The organism is Microcoleus sp. T3_B1, from assembly GCF_036700445.1.
Classification (GTDB): Bacteria; Cyanobacteriota; Cyanobacteriia; order Cyanobacteriales; family Microcoleaceae; genus Microcoleus.
Map to the genome: position 1 here is coordinate 210,180 of NZ_JAUBOX010000001.1, position 22,481 is coordinate 232,660.

At 44.7% G+C, this 22,481-nt stretch carries 27 protein-coding genes; 17 read left to right on the forward strand and 10 right to left on the reverse strand.

The genetic code is table 11. The annotated features are described in order from the left end of the window. Positions 1-1,461 (forward strand): RDD family protein, encoded by a 1,461-nt coding sequence (locus tag QT990_RS00840; RefSeq protein WP_333464801.1) that lies wholly within the window; start codon positions 1-3, stop codon positions 1,459-1,461. Positions 1,462-1,593: 132 nt separating this feature from the next. Here the strand turns inward: QT990_RS00840 and QT990_RS00845 are convergent, their stop codons facing one another. The 4 genes from QT990_RS00845 to QT990_RS00860 all read right to left on the reverse strand — a co-directional run bounded on the left by QT990_RS00845 (position 1,594) and on the right by QT990_RS00860 (position 3,017). Continuing rightward, positions 1,594-2,004, reverse strand: a complete 411-nt coding sequence (locus QT990_RS00845; protein WP_333464802.1) for a type II toxin-antitoxin system VapC family toxin — start codon at positions 2,002-2,004, stop codon at positions 1,594-1,596. Next, the gene (locus tag QT990_RS00850; protein WP_333138235.1) at positions 1,995-2,195 is read right to left on the reverse strand and encodes a hypothetical protein; all 201 of its coding nucleotides are present in this window, start codon (positions 2,193-2,195) and stop codon (positions 1,995-1,997) included. The genes QT990_RS00845 and QT990_RS00850 overlap by 10 nt, the downstream gene beginning before the upstream one ends. Positions 2,196-2,374: 179 nt before the next feature. Continuing rightward, positions 2,375-2,710, reverse strand: a complete 336-nt coding sequence (locus QT990_RS00855; protein ID WP_333464803.1) for a DUF5615 family PIN-like protein — start codon at positions 2,708-2,710, stop codon at positions 2,375-2,377. Further along, complete coding sequence (locus QT990_RS00860; RefSeq protein WP_333338968.1) at positions 2,694-3,017, reverse strand: DUF433 domain-containing protein; 324 nt, start codon at positions 3,015-3,017, stop codon at positions 2,694-2,696. Before QT990_RS00860 ends, QT990_RS00855 begins: the two co-directional genes overlap by 17 nt. Positions 3,018-3,314: 297 nt before the next feature. Here QT990_RS00860 and QT990_RS00865 point away from each other — a divergent pair, with 297 nt between their 5' ends. The 6 genes from QT990_RS00865 to QT990_RS00890 all read left to right on the forward strand — a co-directional run bounded on the left by QT990_RS00865 (position 3,315) and on the right by QT990_RS00890 (position 5,225). Further along, complete coding sequence (locus tag QT990_RS00865) at positions 3,315-3,620, forward strand: hypothetical protein (protein WP_333138229.1); 306 nt, start codon at positions 3,315-3,317, stop codon at positions 3,618-3,620. Between the two features lie 16 nt (positions 3,621-3,636). Then, the gene (locus tag QT990_RS00870) at positions 3,637-3,936 is read left to right on the forward strand and encodes a hypothetical protein (RefSeq protein WP_333138227.1); all 300 of its coding nucleotides are present in this window, start codon (positions 3,637-3,639) and stop codon (positions 3,934-3,936) included. Between the two features lie 110 nt (positions 3,937-4,046). Then, positions 4,047-4,343, forward strand: a complete 297-nt coding sequence (locus QT990_RS00875) for a hypothetical protein (protein ID WP_333138225.1) — start codon at positions 4,047-4,049, stop codon at positions 4,341-4,343. A gap of 186 nt (positions 4,344-4,529) precedes the next feature. After that, a complete protein-coding gene (locus QT990_RS00880; protein WP_333305847.1) occupies positions 4,530-4,712 on the forward strand; it encodes a hypothetical protein in 183 nt (60 codons plus the stop codon). Positions 4,713-4,752: 40 nt separating this feature from the next. Beyond that, the gene (locus QT990_RS00885) at positions 4,753-4,956 is read left to right on the forward strand and encodes a hypothetical protein (protein ID WP_333305849.1); all 204 of its coding nucleotides are present in this window, start codon (positions 4,753-4,755) and stop codon (positions 4,954-4,956) included. After that, a complete protein-coding gene (locus QT990_RS00890) occupies positions 4,953-5,225 on the forward strand; it encodes a type II toxin-antitoxin system RelE family toxin (RefSeq protein ID WP_106150286.1) in 273 nt (90 codons plus the stop codon). The genes QT990_RS00885 and QT990_RS00890 overlap by 4 nt, the downstream gene beginning before the upstream one ends. An 89-nt stretch (positions 5,226-5,314) precedes the next feature. Here QT990_RS00890 and QT990_RS00895 read toward each other — a convergent pair whose 3' ends face one another. Continuing rightward, positions 5,315-5,566 carry a DUF2281 domain-containing protein gene (locus QT990_RS00895; protein ID WP_333464804.1) on the reverse strand — a complete coding sequence of 84 codons (252 nt, stop codon included), beginning with the start codon at positions 5,564-5,566 and terminating at the stop codon, positions 5,315-5,317. 213 nt (positions 5,567-5,779) lie between these two features. Here QT990_RS00895 and QT990_RS00900 point away from each other — a divergent pair, with 213 nt between their 5' ends. Beyond that, on the forward strand, positions 5,780-6,253 hold the full coding sequence (locus QT990_RS00900) for a type II toxin-antitoxin system VapC family toxin (RefSeq protein WP_333439232.1): 474 nt from the start codon (positions 5,780-5,782) through the stop codon (positions 6,251-6,253). Between the two features lie 4 nt (positions 6,254-6,257). Beyond that, entirely contained in the window at positions 6,258-6,437 is a 180-nt protein-coding gene (locus QT990_RS00905) for a hypothetical protein (protein WP_333108531.1), read from the forward strand. 51 nt (positions 6,438-6,488) lie between these two features. Here QT990_RS00905 and QT990_RS00910 read toward each other — a convergent pair whose 3' ends face one another. Continuing rightward, positions 6,489-7,505, reverse strand: coding sequence for an adenosine kinase (locus QT990_RS00910; protein WP_333464805.1), 1,017 nt, complete (start codon positions 7,503-7,505; stop codon positions 6,489-6,491). Positions 7,506-7,657: 152 nt separating this feature from the next. On the opposite strand from QT990_RS00910, the gene QT990_RS00915 reads away from it, so the two are divergent. The 4 genes from QT990_RS00915 (at position 7,658) to QT990_RS00930 (ending at position 11,325) form a co-directional block, all read left to right on the forward strand. After that, positions 7,658-9,217: an AAA family ATPase gene (locus QT990_RS00915; protein ID WP_333464806.1), complete on the forward strand. Its 1,560-nt coding sequence runs from the start codon at positions 7,658-7,660 to the stop codon at positions 9,215-9,217. A gap of 86 nt (positions 9,218-9,303) precedes the next feature. Further along, positions 9,304-9,630, forward strand: a complete 327-nt coding sequence (locus QT990_RS00920) for a hypothetical protein (protein WP_333305861.1) — start codon at positions 9,304-9,306, stop codon at positions 9,628-9,630. A gap of 211 nt (positions 9,631-9,841) precedes the next feature. Then, a complete protein-coding gene (locus tag QT990_RS00925) occupies positions 9,842-10,636 on the forward strand; it encodes a YdcF family protein (RefSeq protein WP_333305864.1) in 795 nt (264 codons plus the stop codon). A 455-nt stretch (positions 10,637-11,091) separates the two neighbouring features. Next, complete coding sequence (locus tag QT990_RS00930) at positions 11,092-11,325, forward strand: hypothetical protein (protein WP_242722513.1); 234 nt, start codon at positions 11,092-11,094, stop codon at positions 11,323-11,325. A 284-nt stretch (positions 11,326-11,609) separates the two neighbouring features. On the opposite strand, the gene QT990_RS00935 is transcribed toward QT990_RS00930, so the two are convergent. Both QT990_RS00935 and QT990_RS00940 read right to left on the reverse strand, forming a co-directional pair. Continuing rightward, the gene (locus QT990_RS00935; protein ID WP_333057518.1) at positions 11,610-11,843 is read right to left on the reverse strand and encodes a ferredoxin-thioredoxin reductase variable chain; all 234 of its coding nucleotides are present in this window, start codon (positions 11,841-11,843) and stop codon (positions 11,610-11,612) included. Between the two features lie 646 nt (positions 11,844-12,489). Beyond that, positions 12,490-15,258: a DUF3536 domain-containing protein gene (locus tag QT990_RS00940; protein ID WP_333138214.1), complete on the reverse strand. Its 2,769-nt coding sequence runs from the start codon at positions 15,256-15,258 to the stop codon at positions 12,490-12,492. 548 nt (positions 15,259-15,806) lie between these two features. Between QT990_RS00940 and QT990_RS00945 the strand changes: the two genes are divergently transcribed. From QT990_RS00945 to QT990_RS00960, 4 genes are all read left to right on the forward strand, one after another. Beyond that, a complete protein-coding gene (locus tag QT990_RS00945) occupies positions 15,807-16,094 on the forward strand; it encodes a hypothetical protein (protein WP_333138212.1) in 288 nt (95 codons plus the stop codon). A 262-nt stretch (positions 16,095-16,356) separates the two neighbouring features. Next, entirely contained in the window at positions 16,357-16,791 is a 435-nt protein-coding gene (locus tag QT990_RS00950; protein ID WP_333138210.1) for a hypothetical protein, read from the forward strand. A gap of 10 nt (positions 16,792-16,801) precedes the next feature. Continuing rightward, positions 16,802-19,489 (forward strand): ParA family protein, encoded by a 2,688-nt coding sequence (locus QT990_RS00955; protein WP_333138209.1) that lies wholly within the window; start codon positions 16,802-16,804, stop codon positions 19,487-19,489. A gap of 197 nt (positions 19,490-19,686) precedes the next feature. Beyond that, the gene (locus QT990_RS00960) at positions 19,687-20,229 is read left to right on the forward strand and encodes a hypothetical protein (RefSeq protein ID WP_333138208.1); all 543 of its coding nucleotides are present in this window, start codon (positions 19,687-19,689) and stop codon (positions 20,227-20,229) included. Positions 20,230-20,383: 154 nt separating this feature from the next. Here QT990_RS00960 and QT990_RS00965 read toward each other — a convergent pair whose 3' ends face one another. Both QT990_RS00965 and QT990_RS00970 read right to left on the reverse strand, forming a co-directional pair. Further along, complete coding sequence (locus tag QT990_RS00965) at positions 20,384-21,196, reverse strand: alpha/beta hydrolase (RefSeq protein ID WP_333138206.1); 813 nt, start codon at positions 21,194-21,196, stop codon at positions 20,384-20,386. Between the two features lie 32 nt (positions 21,197-21,228). After that, positions 21,229-22,428, reverse strand: coding sequence for an FAD-dependent monooxygenase (locus QT990_RS00970; protein ID WP_333411599.1), 1,200 nt, complete (start codon positions 22,426-22,428; stop codon positions 21,229-21,231). Between the last annotated feature and the right edge of the window lie 53 nt (positions 22,429-22,481).

The following is a 22,481-nucleotide window of genomic DNA, read 5'->3' on the forward strand; positions in this document are numbered from 1 at the left end:
ATGACTAGAACAACAGGCTACGCAGGAATTGATAAAAGATTTGTGGCGTCCTTAATAGATGGGATTATTCTTAATATTGTCGGCTTCATAATTGTTGGTCGATCGCCAGCAGAATTAACAACTCCAGATATCAAGCTAGGTATGTATTTGATATTGATAACGATAATATCTTGGGTGTACTATGCTGTACTCGAAAGTTGTTCAATGCAGGGAACTTTTGGGAAAAGGGTTGTAGGTATTATCGTTACCAATATTCAGGGAAATAAGATTTCCTTTGGCAAAGCCACAGGCAGATACTTCGCTAAGTCAATTGGTTTTTTATTTTGGATAGGGGCTTTTTTTGTAGCGGCTATGATCCCCAGTACAGCCCAAGATACATCTCTTTATGGATATTTAATTTTAGCCCTGTTTATCATAGGGCTATTAGTTGCTATTATTGGCTACTCAATGGCTGCATACACACAAGAAAAACAAGCTCTTCACGACATTATAGCTAGATGTTACGTTGTGAATGGTCGGGGTCAGTCCAGCTCAATTTCATGGAAACCCATAGTTGTAATGGCAATTGCAGTTTTAGTATCTAAAGGAATTTTTTTACTGGTTCCTGAACCCCAAAACAGCGCACCTACGTCTGCAGATACCTCGACTGGAAGTGTACAAGAATCTGTGAAACCTACAGATTCTCCACCACCTACCTCAACTCCTGAAGTTACGCCAACTCCTGAAACTTCTACAGTAAGTAGCATTTTTGGAGAACTCACTCCAGCTTCATCAGGAACATATCCTAGCACAAATGGGGTTTGGGAGTTAGAGTTTGCTGCTGGCGTGAATCAGCATCAGGCTGTTCTATCCATGAGTGGGGATTCAGGAATTATGGTAGTTAATGCGCCTAATAATCCTCAAGGTGGCAGTTACAAGATTTGGCAAACAATGAGACTTAGGCAATCATCTAAAGGGCTAGTGATAGTGGGTGAAAATCCTACTGATGTGGATACTAATAAACCTAACGATACTTATGTAACTGATAACATTTTGATTCGTGTTGTAGAAGCAAATAAACCCCCTACCTTTCGTAATATTTCAGTAAATTCCGATAATTCGATAGTTGAATCTCCCGTACTTGCTAACTTTAAGGGTTATCCGATTATAGGAATTAAAATGGAATCTTCCTCTTCCCAAAAAACAGATGTTCTAATCAAAGAAGTTAATAAGGATTCACCAGCAGCTAAAGCAGACCTGCGAGCTGGGGATATTATTCGTAGTGTAAATGGAACAACTGTTAGCAATGTTTCTGATGCTCAATCTAAAATTAGATATTCATTGTTATTCTCTACTATAAATCTTGAAATAAATCGGGGTGGAGAAAATCTTTCCATTGAGGTTTCTCCTGAGTGTTGTGTAACACAGGAGCAATTAAACCAAGAACAATCCGCATCTCCGGCTTCACCAGCATCTCCGTGAATTTAAGAGCCGATCGCCCTTTATCCCTCCCCGTTCATCCCCGTTCATCTGCGGTGCTAAAAAGTACGATCGCCCTTAATCCAAAAAGTGCGTGAAGCGAAGCTATCCCGTAGGGAATCGCCCTTCACATACTCATGCTCTTGATTCGACGGTGGGGATAACTTGAATTAGCCCCGTGTGAAAGGCTGTGTCGTAGGTAATAACCGGCAAATTTTCGAGTTCAGCTTGTGCCATAATCATCCGGTTAAAGGGGTCGCGGTGGGCAATGGGCAGGCGGCCAGCGCGCAGGGCATGAGCTGAAGTTATAGCTAGTTCGATAAATTTGGCTCGGTGGAGGATTTGCGAATATTCCTCCACAATCTGTTTGGCTTCGGGAAGTTTACCGATGCGATATTTGGTGGCTATTTCCCAAGCGGAAACAGTGCTAACAATGATATTAAAATCGGGGTTGCGAACGATCTCGCGGCATTGGGCATTGAGTTTGGGGTCATCAAAGAGCCACCACAGCAGGATATGGGTGTCGATAAGGTAGCTTATTCCCATTTTTCCAGTTCCTCTTCTGGTAGGGGTTCAAAAAAAGCATCACCGAGTTCTCCCGTCAGTAAACCAGGGGTGCGGGGCTGTGGCTGTTCCCGTCCTAATCCGAGGCGAAAATAGTGAATCAAATCATAGATTTCTGCGAGTTTGTCTTCGGGGATGTCTTGTAATTCTTGAACGATTTTCTGAATTAGCATAAATCAAACTCTCTAATGGTTGCTGGTTAATCGATCGGGCTACAAGGGTTGCGGCTTTGTCTATTATGGCTCATTCTACAGGGGTCTAAGTCGGCGACGGGCGGCGGCGATCGCCCTTAATCCCTCCCCATCCATCCGCCTTCATCTTCGGTTCAAAAAAGAGCGATCGCCCTTCGCCCTCACAAATACTCTACCATTCCGACCATATCTTCCGGTGTGTAAATTTCATATAGCAAAATCAAAGTTTCTATTACTTGTCCGATCGAACGACTCCCCTGTTTAAAATAAGCCACACCAGGATGATCCTTGCTCATACCAGCCATAACTAGAAAATCTCGATCCTGAGTGACAAGCACTCGCTGCTGTTGTTGAATAAACAACCACTGCTGCTCATCTATCTTAGTCCTTAATCCTGCTTCAACCGTTGTCGTCACATCAATACCATAGAGACGTAACGCCCTAGCAATGTCCCGATCGATATGCTCATCTAAATGAAACCTAATTCGCAGACTCACCTTTTAATTCCTTGATTTTTGTTTGTAACCTACCTGGATTTTGACGCATAAATTCATCCACAAAAGCATCATCTTCTGCCATTTCTCTATCAATTGCTTGGCGATGATCGTAATAATAAGCCATAGCGTCATAAACGGCTGCTACCAGCAGATCGTACTTAGTGGCAATTTCTAAAAGAGAATAACCCATTTTTAGGTGCATCACCATCACATCTTGTACGGCGATTCTCGTCCCAGCAATCCGGGGTTTCCCGCCTCGTACTCCCGGTGTTCTTTCAATGTGTTCTACGCTTACTGTTGTTGTCATGATTTTTTATTAGGTATGATTCAAAAATAATACTATTATAGCCAAAACAGAGATTTTTACACGCTCGCTTGGAATTTTTAATAATAGCGATCGTCCTTTCTTCCTTCCCCATCCATTCCCGTTCATCTGCGGTTGCTAAAAAGAGCGATCGCCCTTAACACAAAAAGTACGCGCGTGCGAAGCTATCCCGAAGGGAATCGCCCTTAAAATCAGAATAGACAAACAACATCTAATTTGTTATAATTGAGTAAAACTCAACCAACCGAGTTTTACCCAACTTTATAATAGCTGAAAGATATGTTTTGGATTCTGAAAAACTTAATCAGCACAGATCCACAAGGACACCTCAGTTTAAACCTCGAACCCAAGTCAACAGAGTATCGCGTTCTCGTCAACGAAGCCGGACAAATTTTATTAGACCCAATAACCAACATACCCGATCGCGAACAGTGGTTGTGGCAAAACCCCCAAGCATTAGCCGCCGTTAAGTGCGGCCTCGCGCAAGCAGCTAAAGGTGAAGTACATGATTTGGGTGACTTTTCTGAATATGCCGATCGGGATTTAAGCGTGATAAACCATCGTAAAATTAAATCACAGCAGTGAAAGCTAACTCGCATAAATGACCGACGAAACTCGACGAGAAATAGCGAGACGACTAGCTAGAGAACTAGAATCAAGGACTGTCATCTCACCCATAACACCCGGACAAGGCTTTCAAACTTTGGGTGAATTTAAAAGAACGATCGGGGTGGCAGGAGCGGGGTTAGCGTGGCATCATATAGTTGGGCAAACAACATCAAATTTACAGAGATTCGGGGCAGAAGCAATACACAATACAGGCAATCTCGTCCGGCTAGAACACGGTACTGGGTCAATTCATCAGGAAATTACCAATTTCTACAACTCCGTCCAACCTTAATTAACAGGTACGAATACTCTAACCGTGAGAGGGTGGCTCAGCACTCAATCTTTTGCAGAACAACAAGACTTTGGCATTAGAGTTATTATAGCTTTCGGAGGAACAGTTTAATGCTGACTCTAGATATCCAATCAATCCTCAATTCTATTCCCAATGAAATTAGCTGGCAAGACATCGTACAGTTTGAAAATCTAGACGCTCGTGTTAGCATTGCTAATGACCTTTGTGCTAACATTATTGGTGTCAATGAAAGTACGATCGAATTGTGTCCTAATGAAAATCCTCCCGATCGTTTAGAACAACTGGTTTGGTGGTGGGTTGTGCGTCCCGATTTAGGAGCGGCGATTGCCAAAGAAGCTCCTCAAGAACTCAAAAATATTATCAGTCAATACATTCTGCAAAATTGACAAAAACCAGCGCTCGTCTGTGGTTCAAAAAAGAGCGTGAAGCGAAGCTATCCCGAAGGGAATCGCCCTTACGACAAAAAGTGCGATCGCCCTTAAAATCCGAATAGACAAACAACATCTAATTTGTTATAATTAAGTAAAACTCAACCAACCGAGTTTTACCCAACTTTATAATAGCTGAAAGATATGTTTTGGATTCGGAAAAACTTAATCAGCTCAGATTCACAAGGACGCATCAGTTTAAACCTCGAACCCAAGTCAACAGAGTATCGCGTTCTCGTCAACGAAGCCGGACAAATTTTATTAGACCCAATAACCAACATACCCGATCGCACTTCATCGGGTTCTGAGATATCGCTGTTAAAATAGAAGCATCATTCCCTCATAACTCATCTCACCATAAAAGTGTATGAAAATAGAAGACTATCCACTGGCTAAAGAATTGATATTCGATGCCGAAGGCAACATTAGTCAAGTTATTCTAGATTATACCGACTATCAGTATTTCCTAGAAGCGATCGAAGATAAAGGACTTCTCCAGGCTATGCGCGAAGTAAAAAATGAAAACCCGTTAAATTTAGAGCAAGCACTTGCAGAACTGGAAAGTGAATGAAAGTCGAATATCTACCCAGTTTTTTGAAAGATTTAAAAGCTCTTAAAAGTACGCCTGTGTTTGAGCAAATCAAGGATTTTGCTTTTGCGGAAATTCCCAATAGTAATGATTTACAAACAATTGTTAACTTAAAAAAATTGAAAGGTGATGATAATGCGTATCGGCTTCGGGTTGGAGACTATCGAATAGGTTTTTATTTTGATGGCGAAACTGTTACTTTTGCCAGGGTGCTTCACCGGAAAGATATTTATCGCTACTTTCCACCATAAAGCTGTTTTTACTATGGCAGAATGTTTTGGGCAACTTCTCCTTGTCCTTTGAAATAGTAAATTAATGTATTCGTATCCAAAATGTACATCTAAAAGCTCTCCCGCAAGATGTCTTCCCCCGACTCCGCACGAATGTCTTCCAGAGTAGGAAAGTCTTCTGCCCATGTTCCAGCTAGGGAATAAACCAATTCTGTCCAAGGAGTTAAAGAATCTACTGTGTCGGTGGATTGGTTCTCATTCAGGTACTTGGCACGAATAAACTCAGCGAAAGTGAGAATTTCGCTAGCTTGGTTTTCGGGAAGGGTTTTGACGATCGCGTAAATCTGTTCAATGATAGTCATAATCTGGTGAGAAATAAACTGTCGTTAAATTTTATTTAAGCAATAGCGATCGGCTTTTTCGTGTCAGTTTTCATCTGGGGTTCAAAAAGAGCGATCGCCCTTAATCCAAAAAGTACGCGCGTGCGAAGCTATCCCGAAGGGAATCGCCCTTAAAATCGGAATAGACAAACAACATGGTATGGTTAACATGAAATTTGCGATCATCCATTACGTATGAGTGAAACAGTCTACATCGAAACCAGTATCTTGGGCTACCTCACCGCTAGAGCCACCAAAAACCTGATTATAGCTGCAAACATTGAGGTAACACGAGATTGGTGGGAATTTCGGCGAAGCAACTTCAGGCTCTACATCTCACAAGTTGTTTTGGACGAAATAGCAGAAGGTGACTCAGAGATTGCGACTCAACGTTTGGAGATACTTCGCGACTTTCCATTGCTGGAACTCAATCAAGCTGTACGAGACTTAGCAGGACAATTTCTCACACGAAGCAATCTTCCGCCTAAAGCTGCTGCTGATGCGGTTCATATTGCGGCAGCTACCGTTTACGATTTAGATTACCTGCTAACATGGAACTGTAAGCATATCGCTAACGCTCAAATTCAGAGAAAACTTGCAGAAATTAGTTTGGATTTGGGATACCAATTACCGATCATTTGTACGCCTTACGAACTACTAGGAGGTTGAATTTATGTGGCAAGATGAGATCGTGGAGAAAATTCACCAAATTCGCGAACAACACGCTAAGTCATTCAATTACGACTTGGATGCTATGTTTGCAGATTGGCAGAAAAAGCAGGCTAAAAGTGGAAGACAAATTATCTCAAAATCACTCAATCCACGCACTCAGCCAACCTCTATTTGTGGTTAAAAAAAGAGCGATCGCCCTTAACACAAAAAGTGCGATCGCCCCTTTCAATTCCTAAGCAGAAATCACCTCACTCAAAAGATGAGCCTGAGAACCCTCAAGCCGAGGCCCATGAATCTGCACCACCCTAGAAGCCAAGAAATTGCCCCAACGAGCGGCTTGTGTAGAACTTAAACCGTTAGTAATTCCAAACAAAACACCCCCCGCAAAAGCATCCCCAGCACCCACAGTATCGATCGCCTTTACCGGAAATCCAGCCACATCAACAATCTGTTTGTTCTCCACCACCATGCAGCCTTTATCCCCATTAGTGATAAAAGCCAAATCCGAAATCTCGCTCATTTTCCGAGCGCACTCTTCCAAAGATTCCTCCTTAAAAAAGCTCCGAACTTCATCAGCATTGCAAAAAATTACATCGCAATATTCCGAAACCACCTTGTGAAAATCATCAGCAAATCGATCGACTAAAAAGCCATCCGAAAAAGTAAAAGCCACCTTCACACCCAGACGCTTAGACTGTTCCATCGTCTCAATGCTAGCCTTTCTCGGATCGGGAGCATCCCAAAGATAGCCCTCAACATAACTGTACTTGCAGTGAGCCAGTCGATCGACATCAATATCAGTCGCAGCCAGAGTAGTAGAAACCCCCAAATTAGTACACATAGTGCGTTCCGCATCCGGCGTAGTCAGCACAACACAAGTACCAGTGGGCTCCTGCGACGACTCAGCAGGATGCACGTTAAAATCAATCCCCGCCGCCAGCAAATCTTGCCGATAAAATTCGCCGTTAGTATCCTTAGCAACCTTCCCCGAATAATACGCTTTACCGCCGCTTTGAGCCAAACCAATCATCGTATTTGCCGCCGAACCCCCCGATCGCATTTGCAGCGAATTGTGCTCTAAATCGTGCAAAATCCCCCCCTGCGTTTCTGAATTCATCAGCGTCATCCCGCCGCGATTCAGCCCGTGGCCGAGTACAAATTCATCTTCCACCAATGCTAGGATGTCTACAAGGGCATTTCCCACGCCAAACACATCCACCGAACCAGATTCTTGATTATTTTCTGTCATCGCTGCTTTTTTTTACACTAACTATCAACTCTATAATAAATCTGATTAAAGTCAACATCCCCACTCCCAATCTAAAGTCCCCAACTTAAAATCTAAAATTCACAATCCAAAATCCCCAATCTAAAATCTAAAATCCAAAATCTAAAATCGCTATGACTTGTCTCCCACCTCTGATTCAGCAAATGTTGCAGCCCGGGTTTTACCCGCACGGGGTGACAGAACCAGTGCAGCTAATTCAGACTCACGCTTCCTTTGTTTTGCTGACAGGAGATTATACTTACAAAATCAAGAAACCAGTTAATTTTGGCTTTTTGGACTATTCAACTTTGGAGAAACGGCAGCATTTCAGCAACGAAGAATTGCTGCTGAACCGACGCACTGCACCGGAAATTTATCTAGAAGTTTTGCCAATTGTTAAAATTGGGAATTCGTTTCAATTAGGCAGCAGCTTACCTGCTATTAATTCCGCCAAAATTGCTGTAGAATACGTGCTGAAAATGCGAGAATTTCCTCAAGATTCGCTGTTGCTCAGTTTGTTGGAACGCGGACTGTTGACCGAGCAAATTATGGCAGACTTAGGGCGGGAAGTGGCCAAGTTTCACAGCACGGCAATTAGTAATAGCTACATTCGCACATTTGGCGAAGTCAGTCAGATTCGTACAGCAATAAACAATAATTACCGGATTTCGGAAAAATATATTGGCGGGCCGCAGACTCAGGCACATTTTCAGGAAACTAAAGATTATACAGATGCGTTTTTTGAAAAAAATCAAGAATTATTTAATCGCCGGATTGGCAATAATAAAATTCGCGAGTGCCACGGAGATTTGCACTTGCGGAATATAGCATTCTGGCCAGATAAAATCTTGCTGTTCGACTGCATTGAATTTAACGAGCCTTTTCGCTTTGTTGATGTCATGTACGATGTCGCTTTTACAGTAATGGATTTGGAATCGCGGGGGCGCAGAGACTTAGGCAATGCTTTTCTCAATACTTACATCGAACAAACAGGGGATTGGGAAGGACTGCAACTGTTGCCTTTGTATTTGAGCCGTCAAGCTTATGTTAGAGCAAAAGTAACTTCGTTAATGTTGGACGATTCCGCTATTTCAACAGACCAAAAAGCAGAGATTTCACAGACTGCGGCTCATTACTATAAATTGGCTTGGCAATACACAAAACCGCACCGGGGAAAGTTAACTTTGATGTCTGGTTTGTCTGGTTCTGGCAAGAGTACAGCGGCTCGATATTTGGCTCGCCGCACTGGGGCAATTCACATTCGATCCGATGCGGTTCGCAAACATTTAGGCGGAATTCCTTTAAATGAACGTGGCGGGCAAGATTTGTACTCGGATGAAATGACGGCACAGACTTATGGTAGATTGTTAGAGTTGGGGATAATTTTGGCTGAGCGAGGTTGGGATGTGATTTTAGATGCAAAGTTCGATCGCCAAAACTGGAGAACGGATGCGATTAATCAGGCTCAATCCCACGGCTTACCCCTGCAAATCATTTACTGCACCGCACCAATTGAAGTATTGCGAGAACGACTGCAACAGCGCAGGGGCGATATTGCCGACGCGACAGCAGAACTATTGAGTTCGCAGGAAGCATCTTTTGAACCTTGTACAGAATTAGAGCAAATTTCTGTAAACATTGTAGATACCGCGCAAGACTTAGAGGTACAATTAAACTTGATTTGTGGGGAGTAGTTGCAGATCGATCGCCCTTGCCAATTTGATTGTCTGCTAATATTGTAAATATCTTTCTTTGTTATTACAAACATAACTTGCAGCTTATGCCAAAATTTACCGGAGACTCCAAGGGGTTTAGCCCCGCGCTGATATGGTTTGTGTTGTTTACCGTTGGGTTTCGCTTAGTAGGATGTACGCTACCCCTGAGTCTTGGCCTTGGTGTCATTGGTGGCGTGGCAGCAGGTTTAATTGTCGCTTGGTGGCACAACGAATTACTACTCAACCCGAATTTAAGTTCCAAGGAGAAAACCTCGGATGCTATCCTCAATAAAGAAGTAGTGGAAAGGGAGAGCAAACTATATAGCAAAACCTCTAGGCGTGAAGCTCCTACATTGTTAGACTGGTTGTCCGGGCCAGAGGATCGTCGCTAGCTTTAGTCATTAGTCATTAGTCATTAGTCATTAGTCATTAGTCATTAGTCATTAGTCATTAGTCATTAGTCAACAGTCAACAGTCAACAGTCAACAGTCAACAGTCATTAGTCATTAGTCATTAGTTAACATTCACTAATGCCCTTCGTCCCAATACCCAATACTTCGGCTACACGATCGTACAATTTCCCCATGCCAAATTCCCAATTGAATGTTTGTATTTCTATCGAAACTCCTGCCACTGTTTATTTATCCTTTGGGGTTGAGTTGCCTGTTAATGATGGCGGCTTTAATAACACTTTGGAAGCGTCCGAAATGGGCGGCGGCGCCAATTGCTGCGGCTCTAATTATTTTACTGCTCGGAAGTAGCGGTTGGGTTTCAAAATCGTTAGTTCGATCGCTCGAATGGCAAAACTTACCAACCGCCGAACTCCCCCAAGCTGAAGCGATTATCGTCTTGGGCGGCGGTGTCAAAGCAGCTTTACCTCCCCGTCCTTGGGTAGAATTAGCGGAAGCGGGCGATCGCATAATCTATGGTTCCCGACTTTACAAACAAGGCAAAGCTTCCCTGCTAATTCTCAGCGGCGGTAGAGTAGATTGGAAAGGTGGCGGGCCTCCCGAATCGGCAGACATGGCAGAAATTGCCCAAACAATGGGTGTACCGGCATCAGCAATTCTGCAAGACCCCGATTCACACAACACCTATCAAAATGCGGTCAACGTGCGGAAAATTTTAGATGGTAAAGGCATAAAAGGGCAGGTTTTGCTAGTGACATCGGCGATGCACATGACTCGATCGCTGTTAATTTTCCAGCGTCAGGGAATAAAAGCAATTGCCGCACCAACAGACTTTCAGATAACGCAGCAGGATATCGCAGCATCCCAAAGCAATTGGCAATCAGTCGCCTTGGATTTATTGCCGGACACCTATCAGTTAAACCAGTCAACTAAAGCCTTGAAAGAATACATCGGCTTAATCGTTTATCGTCTGCGGGGATGGCTTTAACAGAATTTTATATTTGGGATTTTGGATTTTAGATTGAAGAATTTAAGCTAATATCAAATCCGGTTGCATCCCAATTATAGGGGCGGGGCGGGTTTATACAGCATATTCCAGGTTGATGAAGTACAGTAGCCGCTAAATTTATATTGTGTGATTTTAATATGTAGGGTGCGTCGCTGCGACCTTTTAAATGGAACTTGCAGATTGTTGGTGGCGACGCACCGATGCTTACTACAAGATTGTGTGTACCGCACATACATGGAATATGCTGTATAATTTGTCTATACTTATCAAATATCTGGGCGAAGCGGCCCCTACAAAACTTCATCAGATAAGATTCCCAATCAAACGGATACGATCTAAAATCTAAAATCTAAAATCTAAAATCCAAAATTGATTGAGTGTGTTAGCTTAAAGTCATTACAGCAAATATTAGCCACCGTCGCCCCCAAACAATCATGCTGCCCCACGAGTTGCAAAACATTGCCCCAGAACCGACTCCCGCGGCCGAAATTTTTCAGAGACACCAAATTGTCCGCGAGTTTTACGACGAAATTAAGTACCGTCAAGAACTAGAACTTCACTGCCAGTGGTATTACGCTACAGCCAAGCAGCATCAGCAGGAATTGCAGAAAATGCAGGGAGATTGGAATATTTTAGGTTGGTTCAGCCGCGGACGGTCGAAAAATTAAGCGTTAAATAAAAAAGATGGTTTGTAGTAAGGACTTTAGCCGCGCCGATCGACTAACACCCACAGAAAAAACTGAACTCCTCACTACAAACTCTACAACAGTTATATGACCCTCGCCCAAAAACGGATAATTGCTTTCCGACAGGAGTCGTTAGCCGCCCAAAATTTTATATCCTAGTTCAAGGTTCCAGATTCATCTGTGGAGTAAATCTAAAATCTAAAATCTAAAATCGACTGACGGGATTTGATATTGTCTTTGGGCTCCGGCTTCAACTTTTGAGACAGCTAGACTTCCGAAGATATCAATTCGACCTCATCCTCTTTGAAGTGAGCTCGAAATTTTTTGTCAAACTGAACTAGAACCGGCCAATTGGCACTGACAGGTCTGCCGTGCCATTCGTGAACGATCGCCACGACTTCTCCTTCCATACCCTTAATATCAAATGGTTGACTGCGATTTTCAGGGTGGTGGTAGACAACAACAGAGTTTTTAATGCAAACGCGATCGCCAACTTTCATAAGAAACATTCGGTATATGGGAAACTCAGTGGCTTCAGCCCTGAGAGGGAAACGACTCGGCGGTTTCAACCGCCTTGAATCCCCTTGCGGGGTTGGAGAGGTATGGTTGCCTCTCCGGTGAGGTATGGTTGCCTCAATCTCCTTTTCGGGGTAATGTTCGCTTCGCCAAGGTTATCGGGGCTTGTCACGCTTACAGCACTGTCGAGAGTGACTTTAAGACTGTTTAACTGTAAACAACAGAGCGGAAAACTAGCGTCGCATTTTCCGGTGTTATGACCCCAATAACGTAGTCAGTGAAGACTTAGGCTGGTCAATACAGCTTGCTTGATTCCTCTTACAAGCTCAGTGGCTTTAGCCCTGAGTTACTGACAGACTTATATTTAGTGTTCTCTCTTCAAAACTCTGCAAAGCCTACTGGTGCTTAACACTTGTACGCTTTGCCGCCAGTCTTCTTATCTTCCCACAAGTAGAGCGAAAACTTAAACAAAGTTGGCGGTTCCCTGTCGCTGCTTCGATCCCCAGCCACGATCCACGTCAGCCGAAATGTTGATGATTCTCGGTTGAACCCGTAGGCCCGATCGGGATTTAAACCCCGATCGGGCAGATTCTCAAGCGCGGGAATTGATTTCCTTGGCTAATCGAGAAACTATTTACTTAACTGATTTAACCAACACTCAACATCAACAGCCAAGGTTTGACCCAACTCCAGCAACTGCCGGATTGAAGACAAGTCCCAGCCGGCGCCGGAACCTGCAATCCCCAAGGCAACGGCAGCGACAACACTCTCGCCCTCGGAGGCATCTTGCAGTTGCAGCCAGCCCAAACACAGAGGCACAATTTGACTGTACAGAGAATCGAAATACAGTTCCTGCGATCGATCCAGACACAAACCCAAACTCAGCCGATCGCCCACCGCAATCAAACGCTCGATCGTGCGGATATCAGCTTCTAACTTGACAGGCGAGCGATCCTCCGCGCCCGATCCTGCTTGCAGCAGCCTGTCTAGCGATCGCCAAACCATCTTTTCCAAAATTTCCTTGACTTCGGGAACGTTCAACCGACAGCGGAGATGGCCGCTTTCAGTGGCGATCGCCTCAATTTCGGCCAGCAACGGTTCCACATCCTCCGTTTCCACTTCCAGGGCCTTAGCCGCCGTCAAACAGCGATGTCCCAAAGCCACCTCAGCAGCCACCTGCAACTCTACCGGCACCGGCAACTCGTCTCGGTGGAAAGCCATCATCACCCCGTAATTTTCGCGGTAAACCTGAGTGTAAAGCTGATCCAACCGAGTCAAATTTTCCTGACTCAGCAACTGCACGATCCGGTGGCGTTCCTCAGCGAATAAATCCCGCAAGCTAAAGGACTGATCCCCAAACAGCCGCACCATTTCCAGAATGGCGTGGGCCGCCGAAGCTTCTTGCATAACCCCAAACAACCGCTCTTTCAGCATAGTGTAAGATCGGCGGCTGCCAAAAGGCTGAATGCAGCAGTGGAAGTCCCAGCCGCCGAGGTGGAACGCAGCAAACACATAAACCTCTGTTTCCCGCGTAATTTCCGAGGTTAACTGCAATTGACCCACAGCCAGAGTCATCGAGCCCATGCGCTGAATTTGGAAATCTTCCTGCAGGGCCTGATAGCAGTAAACTCGCTGTTCGCGGGGATATTTGGCAAACAGAGAACTGATCGCGTAGTGGGCTGCCACTTGTCTGAGACTAATTTGGGCTGTCACCACAAGTTTGCGGTAAACTTCGGCCCCTGTTTGGAAATAGTCAACGTTGCTGGGTACGAGGGCTAGTTGAGCGACAAAATCCTTTTCTAGCTGCACGCCGGTAACTTCGCCCGCCAATTCCAGCGCCCGGGCCGCGTAGCGCAGAATTTGCACGCCTTCGGGCCGCGAGATTTCTTCAAAAAACCAGCCGCAGCTAGTGAACATTAACAGGGTGTGGCGCTGCATTTCCAGCAGTCGCAGGGCATCCACCTGTTCTCCGGCATCGAGGGGGCGCACTTGATGGCGTTGGAGGAAACTGTCAACGTTAGCGGGCGATCGATCCCGGATGACCTCAATATATTCATCTCTAGCTTTCCAGGGATCGCTCAACAGCTTGCGCCCTGCTTCTTCGTAAATCGGAATCAGTCGATCGCGCAGCCAATTGAGAGTATCCCGCAGAGGGCGGCGCCATTTTTGGTTCCACTCGCCACCACCACCGCAGCCGCAATCATCTTGCCAGCGATCGACCCCGTGAGAACAACTCCAGGCCGTCACCGGTTTGAGTTCCACTTCCCAAGCGCTCGGATTTTGACTTAAATAATGAGCAAAATTCGTCACCGTCCAGCCTCGACGGGGAAACTCTTCTGTGAAGGCGTAAGCGAGGCATTTTTCCGTACTGTGTTTGTGGTGGCCGAAAGTTTCGCCGTCCGTCGCCACGCAGATTAATTGAGCCGGTCGGTGGTCTCCCCGTACTGCTTGACCCAAGCGCCCCACCAAGTGGTGGCTGCTGCTGAGAACGTCGTTGAAGCCCATATCCCGCGAGATCGGGCCATCGTAGAAAAAGATATCGATGTAGGGAGTGTTGGCAGGTGGGGCTTCGGAATTTTGGAAGTGCCTGCGGCCAAAATGGTGAGTGCTCAGTGGCGAGAGTTGGTGGTCAGCCATCAATCGCATTTCCGGCTTCAAATAGCAGCGGTACGGGCGTGTCGGATCGATTTGACCCCCGCCGACTTCGTGCCATTCGGAATTTTGCCCATGTTCCCCTTCGTGGTTTTGCCCGATTAGCGGGCGGCAGCGTTCGGCTTGGGAGGGGGCTAAGACAATGAAGCGGATGCCTTCAGCGACTAAAACTTCGAGGGTGGCGTAGTCTACGGCGGTTTCGGCGAGCCACATTCCTTCGGGATCGCGATTGAACCGGGAGCGAAAATCTGCGATCCCCCAGCGAATTTGGGTGTATTTGTCTCGCTCGTTAGCCAGCGGCATGATGATGTGATTGTAGACTTGGGCGATCGCGTTGCCGTGACCGTTGAGACGCTGACAGCTTTTGCGATCGGCCTCCAGAATCCGCTGGTAGACTTCCGCGTCGTAGCGTTCGAGCCAGCTCATCAGGGTGGGCCCGATGTTGAAGCTCATATACTCGTAGTTGTTGACGATCCCCGTGACTTCGCCGCGATCGTTAAGTATGCGGGCAAAGGCGTTCGGGCGGTAGCACTCGATGTCAATGCGTTCGTTCCAGTCGTGGGCGGGAGAGGCGCTGGCTTGGCGTTCGATCGCGTCCAGGTAAGGGTTTTCCCGGGGTGGCTGGTAAAAGTGACCGTGAACCGTCACGCACACCCCAGTTGCTGCAGCCACACTGGTTTGGGTTGCAGCCGTTACGGTTGGCGAAGGCAAAGGCAGCACATCGGATTGAGTTGTAGACGAAATCATGCGATCGAATCCTCAAGTAGTTAAAGACAATAAAACCAGCCTAATTAGAAACTGAAACCTTACGCAGCAAGAGTTACAGCTAGGCATCGGTTAGGGCTAAATTTGGCAGACAAGTTTTGATACATTTGTAGTATTGCGAGCAAAGCATTCGTTCCAAGATGCCAACCGTCGATCCCTGGTTTTTTTGCCAATGCTTTGCTGTTGAAAGAGTTAAAAAATGTAGCTTTTGCTGCTTTTTGGCACTTGCGACCCATTTCGGGTTAGTGCTTGCAGCACTGCTCATTGAGAGTTTCATTTACCTTGCTGGATTGTAAAGTCTTATTCATTAAATAGCAACTTTTCGCCGGAAAGATTTAATTTTTGGCAATAAATCTTAGCGGTTGTGGATATCGGTTTAATGCCCGATGAATTTATAGAATAAGAGTATTGCCCGAGTTTCGCATCATACTTTAGGTGCTTTTTACCTAATTTCTGGAGAAGTTAGGTTGGTTGGGTTAGGGCGGGGCAGATTTGCTGCAAATGTACTTTCCAGAAGAGTTGTAACACTGGTGCGGAGTCAAAAGGCAAGAAAAAAGCAAAACGGTAAGTGTTATGTTTTAACTCCTGAGAGGTATGTGGGGGCGGAGGCGGAGGCATTGGAGGAGGAGGAGGAGGGTTTGGACGAGAAGATGCTGCATTTGACGGCGAAGGAGGGGTCTGCTGCACCCGGTTGCTGTACTCTTGCTATCGTCCTGCCGAAAGCTGATTGGGACGTTTTTGGGGCGATCGCAGACATTGCGGAGGAAAGTATCAGACTAATCCAGAAATTAGTTATACTGTATTATCTAATTCCCTGACTGTAAATACTGCAAGTCCCTACTGACGAAACAATGAAAACATCAAGCCATATCAACGATATTTTGCCAGCTCCATCTGACCTTTGTTTAAATAATAATTATTTTTTTATTCGCTCAACTTGTCATCCTAAAAATGATATAATTGACCCAATGAAGTAGCCAACTTGACTTTTTATGTCGCTGGCTCAATATCTAGGTAATCATCTAATAAAGGCGATATTTATTTGTTACAGCTACCAAGTTCACCAAACCTTTCGCAAACATGGAAGATTACCAAGCTGCTTTTTTAGAACGTCATATGGATACTGAAAAACTTTGTCACTCCGACAGAAAAGTAGCCGCCATGCACTTCGGAGGCATTACCATAGAATGTTTACTAAAAGCGATGATTTTAGCTTCCCTGCCCAAAAGTGCAAAGCGAGAATGGAAAACTGATTCTAACAATCCTAAACACACAATTACTAATCCGGGACATAGTTTTCAAGATGCTTTGAAGCGGCATAATAAGCTTCATGATAGAGTGCAAAAGTTTCCACAAGTAATGAAATGGCTTAACACAGTTGAAAATCCCAACAATCAACATTTTATAGATATGCGCTACTCTAGTAGTCAATCGGATGAGCCAAACTATAAGCAGTGGCTATCAGCATATAATAGTCTCATAGGTTGGTTACAGACGCAAGCTACTAAACTTTGAGGACACAGATATGCAGGAAACTTGGCAAGTATCACTTAAACGGGAGCTTACGGACATTTATGTACAGACTCCGCAGGAATGGACTGACATAAATATTTCAACTTCTGGACTTCTGAATTTAACGATTATAAGTGATCGCTTTAAAGAATTATCTTTCCCACAGCGAAAAGAGCAAGTGTATCGCATCCTTCATAAATTTAAAATATCCCCAGGTTTTATTTCTTTATATACAGTAGAAGAAGCAAGATCTTTGGATTTGTCAGCCCCCCAGCTTACAAATGGAAGTTCAGTACAAACTTGGCAAGATTTAGCTTTGTGGGCGGCAAATCCTCAAAATCAATCTCAATCCCCTCAACCTGAACCCCGCATTCCTCGAACAATAACATTCTACTCTTTTAAGGGAGGAGTCGGTAGAACCACTGCCTTAACCCATGTGGCTTGGATTTTGGCTATGCGCGGTCGAAAAGTTGTGGCTGTTGACTTAGATTTAGAAGCACCAGGTTTAAGTACAGCTTTTAGCTTAAAACCACTACCTGAATTCGGTATTGTAGATTATTTTTATGAACGATCCTATCTACCGGAAGAGTTAGAACCAAATGTTTTAATCACCAAGATATTTGGCGAAGTTACAATACCGGATGCTACAGGAAGACTCTTCATTGTTCCTGCGGGTTCTTTAAGTCTTGATTACATTTCTAAAGTTGATGATCTTCGAGCAACTACTATTCTTGATAATGGTGAAACTCTCTGGTCTATTTTTAGTCGAGAAATTCAAGAGCAGTTAAAACCAGACGTTATTTTAGTAGATTCGCGTACCGGAATTAATGAATGGGGTGCTTTATCTCTACTTCAAGCTGCTGATGAGGCAATTATTTTTTTGTTTCCGAACGAGCAAAATCGGCAAGGGATTGATCTTCTCCTAAAATCACTCAATTCTTTTGGCAAGCTATCAATCAACTTTGTGTTTTCACCTGTTCCTGATATCAGCAATAGTGGAACGGCTAAAGTTACAGAGGTTTGGCAGCTTTTACGCAAAGTCATTGAGGGCGAAATAGATCAAGATGAACTGAATGAAAATGGTGATGACTCAGATGAGTCTCAATCTGAAATAGCAGAACCATTAATTGTTCCTTACCTGCCATCAATTGCTCTAGCCGATAATCATCCTGTAACAGGTTTGTTGGATTACTACAATCGAATTGCTAACTTAATAGATGAAGAAACTATTCAAATTCGCTCACAGGAAATTCTAGCAGCAACAGATACAGAACAACGCTGGAAAATTATTGAAAGCCTTCAATTCCCAGCCTTAAATGCTGCTGATCCCAGCTCAAATCTTCTGGGTCTATTTCAGAAAACTCCTAATTTTGACAAATTTTTAGACGAAACAACTTGCCTCATTCGAGGTAGAAAAGGAACTGGGAAAACGGCTCTTTATTTACTTTTATTAGAACATGAGGATAAGGCTCGACAGCTAGCTCGTGGCCGATTAGATTCTGTAATCTTCCTCTCCGGTCATGGTGCATCCCAGACCAGTCGCCCAACACGCAGCGAATTTCAAATTATCCAGCGAAATTTAAAAGATAATGAGGGAACTTGGGAGGCATTTTGGCGAGCATACCTGATATTTCGAGTAGATCAAGAAAATTATTTAAAACTGCCGGAGAAAGGGAGTCAAAAACCTAAATTTGAAAGTCTACGCAACATATTGAAGGGACTGCCGGAAGAAAACTGGAAGGCTGAACATACTAAAGCCTTAATTGAATTATCAACTGATTCACAGTTGATACTTGTTTTGCCGGATGTCTTAGATATTCTGAACGAACAGCAACGGGAGAAAAATCAAACACTTTGGCTTTTATACGACGATTTAGATGAAGACTTCCCCGAAAGAGAGGGAGTTAGACAGCAAGCTTTAAGTGGTTTATTTCAACTTATTCAAGCTTGTGATGCCCGTCGCTTAACATCTATTCGCTTTAAAATATTTCTGCGAGAAGACATTTGGAATCGTTTGAACTTTGACAATAAAAGTCACTTCAATGGACGCGATCTCTTTTTGAAGTGGACAAGGGTAGATTTCTTGCGGTTAGCCCTTCGCCAAGCCACGCAAGCACGAGATTTTAAAGATTTAGTAGATCGTTCTTCACCTGTTGAAAATATTGATAATGCTAATGAAGAAACCTTAAACCGCGCCCTAGACTTATTGTGGGGAATACGTCGAAGAACAGGAAAAAAAGCTAAATATGTTTATAGATGGGTTTACGAACGTTTATCAGACTTAAATGGTACTGCCTTTCCCCGCAGCTTAAGTGCCTTGCTTCAAGGAGCAAAAGAGCATGAGCTAACTTACAAGGGACAAACATCAGTTAAGGCTCCTAGTGATCGTTTACTTCGGGGAGCATCTCTGGAAATTGGTTTAGAAAAGGCATCAGATGAACGTTGTGATGCAATTAAACAAGAATATCCTGACTTATGTCAATTTTTTGAAGCTTTAGAAGGTATTCCCGCTTTACCTAGCAGACAACTACTTGAGTACGCATGGGAGAAAAGCGCACAGGAAAGATATCCTGATTTTGATGAATTTGCCAGTTTTTTAACTGAAATTGGTCTGGCTAAATGGCGCCATAAAGAAAACCGTTACGGGTTTCCTGATATTTATGTGTATGGTTTCAAGATGATTCGTACAGGGACGAAGTAGTAAATTATGCTTGTGAATGAACTTATAGTTACTAACCCTCACCTTTTACAAAAAAACATTTTTAAAGAGGGATTGATTAAAATGTTCGCGATAATATTTTATTGACAAGTAGCTTCCAGTCATCTCAACATTTCAATTCACCACACAGTCGCCGCCCTTCAGTCAATTATGGAGGGAATGAGCCAAGGAGTCCAACCATGAAATTCACCGTAAAAGATCGCCAAACTCTCGAAACCATCGAGCTAAATCAACTGAGAAATTACTTACAAACTCACGGCTGGCATCAAGACCAACCTTTCTTAGATAATGCCACACTTTGGCACAAACCAACAGCCGACGGAGAAGAATTAGAAATATTGCTACCTAATCGGCAAAATCTCCGAGATTATGGAGCGCGTATCAGCCAAGCAATTCAAACCCTAGAAAACGCAGAAAATCGCCCTCAGATTGAAATTTTAAGCGAACTGCTTACCCGCATTCCCAACACGATAATTCAGGGAATTGTTATGCAAATTCACACCCCAAATACCCAAAAATTAAGTGGTGAAATTACTCTCATCGGCCTTGTAGTTGCCAAATTGCAAAAAATTCAAACTTCACTTGCAGACAAAGATTATATCCTGGCGATTAAAGCTTATCAAGAACGCTTACCGATTCTCTGTAGCGGTGACTTAATCAAAGACAACAACGCCTTCATCCTCAAAAACCCCCACAACTTAACTCTCGATGAATTGTGGTAAAACTAACAGATTTTGTCGAAATCTATAGCGGTTCTCAGGAAAGTAAGGTACTCTTCCAATGCCCAATGCCCAATGCCTAATGCCCAATGCCCAATGCCCAATGCCCAATGCCCAATGCCCAAGAACACCTCATGCTACTGAGAAAGGCTATATATTAAACACCTTCCAAACAGATATCAAGTTCCCTAGCAAAGGCTTCTGGCGCATCCAGCATCAGCCAGTGTCCAGTATCGGCGATCGTAGTTGTCGTCAGTGTGGGACGGAGGATGTGGAGGCTGAAGGGAAAATTGTTTGAGGGAGCAATAATGGCGTGGGCCCGTGTTCCAGGGGCTGCTAGGTAGCGATCGAGAGCATCCACTGCGTCAAAAGCAAACATCTCGCGATACATTCCAAACAGACAATCCTGTGGAGTCGCAGCCAACCAAGCGAGAATCCGATCGCGCGTATGGGCCCTGCTTCCTGTCAGTGCCTCGTTGAAGCTGGTTTCCACAGCAGCGCGCCAATCCTCCGTCTCCAGAGCCCTCTGGAAGGGGACGATCAGTTCGTACACCTCTGCAGGAACCTTGGTAAAGTCTCCAGGTGGGTCTGCCAGGATCAACTGCGCGATGCGGTGCGGTGCGGCTGCTGCTGTGGCGAGGGCAATACAAGCACCGAAACTGTGCCCGACGATCGCCACTCGATCGAGTCCCAGCCCATCCAGTACCGCGAAAACATCCGCTGCACAGGAGGCGGGCGCATAGTTGCCGTCCTCCGGCGGTGCAGAATCACCGTGTCCCCGCATATCAAGGGCGATCGCCCGTCGGGTACCGGCGACATGAGCAAGCTGGGCATCCCAGATGCTCGCAGAAACCGTCATACCGTGCACGAACACCACCGGCAGCGGTTCCGACTCCCCAGCGGTGACAGGGCGGCTGGCTTCGATGATGTGAATAGTGCCGATCGGTCCTTTGAGAGTTGTCGATCGCATACAATTTTCTCCTAATTTGGAATTTCCTCTTTTCACACAACCAATTTTACCTCTGTTACTCCTTGGCGCAATTCATACTGTCCTTTAACCCAAAATTGTTGAATTTGTTTACCCAAAAAGGGAGCAATTTGCATCATTAATAAACGTATAAATACATTGTTTCGCAGTTGTTCACCTTTCCACGCTTCTTGTGCTTGAAGTTGTTGGGCGCGAATAATTTCCGGTTCTCGTTCTGCCTGAATCCGCGATAATGCTAAGTCAATATCCTCGTAATTAGCCCCTGCTTTCAATAAAGGTACAAGGTGATTGGCGGCAACAATTACATCGCGTAACGCCATGTTAATTCCTTGAGCGCGAACCGGAGACATCGGATGTGCAGCATCCCCCAAAAGTATGATTCCTGGTCGATGCCAGCGCGGACAGCGACCAACCACAACAGATAATCGCATCGGAGATTCGATCGTATCCGCACAGTTGCGGAAATGTTCTGCCATCCACGCAGGCGATCGCGATGCGAAAGTTTCTGCCCAGTCTGTGTGTTTCCAATCGGTTTTGTCATCTGCCGATAGCACCCAAGCCAGATGAAGTTTTCCTGATTCTGCCCCATGAAAGACACTGAATCCGCTACCGCCATTCAGGATGGAATAAAATACATTATCCGCCACAAACCGAGGATGAGCGGCAAGTTTAAACCACAGAACATCTATACTATTCTGCTGTTTTACTAACTCTAATTCTGCACGCTGTCGTACAACCGAGTTTCTACCATCTGTACCAATCACAAGTGCAGCAGGAATCTCTCGCCCATCTCCTAGCTTTACACCCGCAATGCGATCGTTGCTGTACAGTAAATCTTTTACGGGAACACCTGAGATAAATTCAAACTCTGGATGCAACTGAGCTTCTGAAATTAGTGTTTCTAGCAAAGGCGGTTGCGATACCAGCGTACAAGGTCGATTTGACCCCATTGGCTCATCAACTCGAAATAGTTGCCGATCGCCCACAACGAACTCCCAGGCATCAATTTGTCGGTGTGGAACACCTTCTAGGATAGTGGATAAACCCATTTGGGCGATCGCATCCAATCCGCTGGGCATTAACCCTTCACCGCGAAACACTCGATACGAATCTTTTGCAGCCTCAATCAATGTTGTGCGAATACCTCGTTTTACCAGCAGCAAAGCAAGTGCCGCACCAGTTGGCCCCGATCCGACAATTACAACTTGTGTCATTTGGTATTTTTCATTGCTTGTTGCGGATATTGAGATGCGAACAGAGGTGGTTA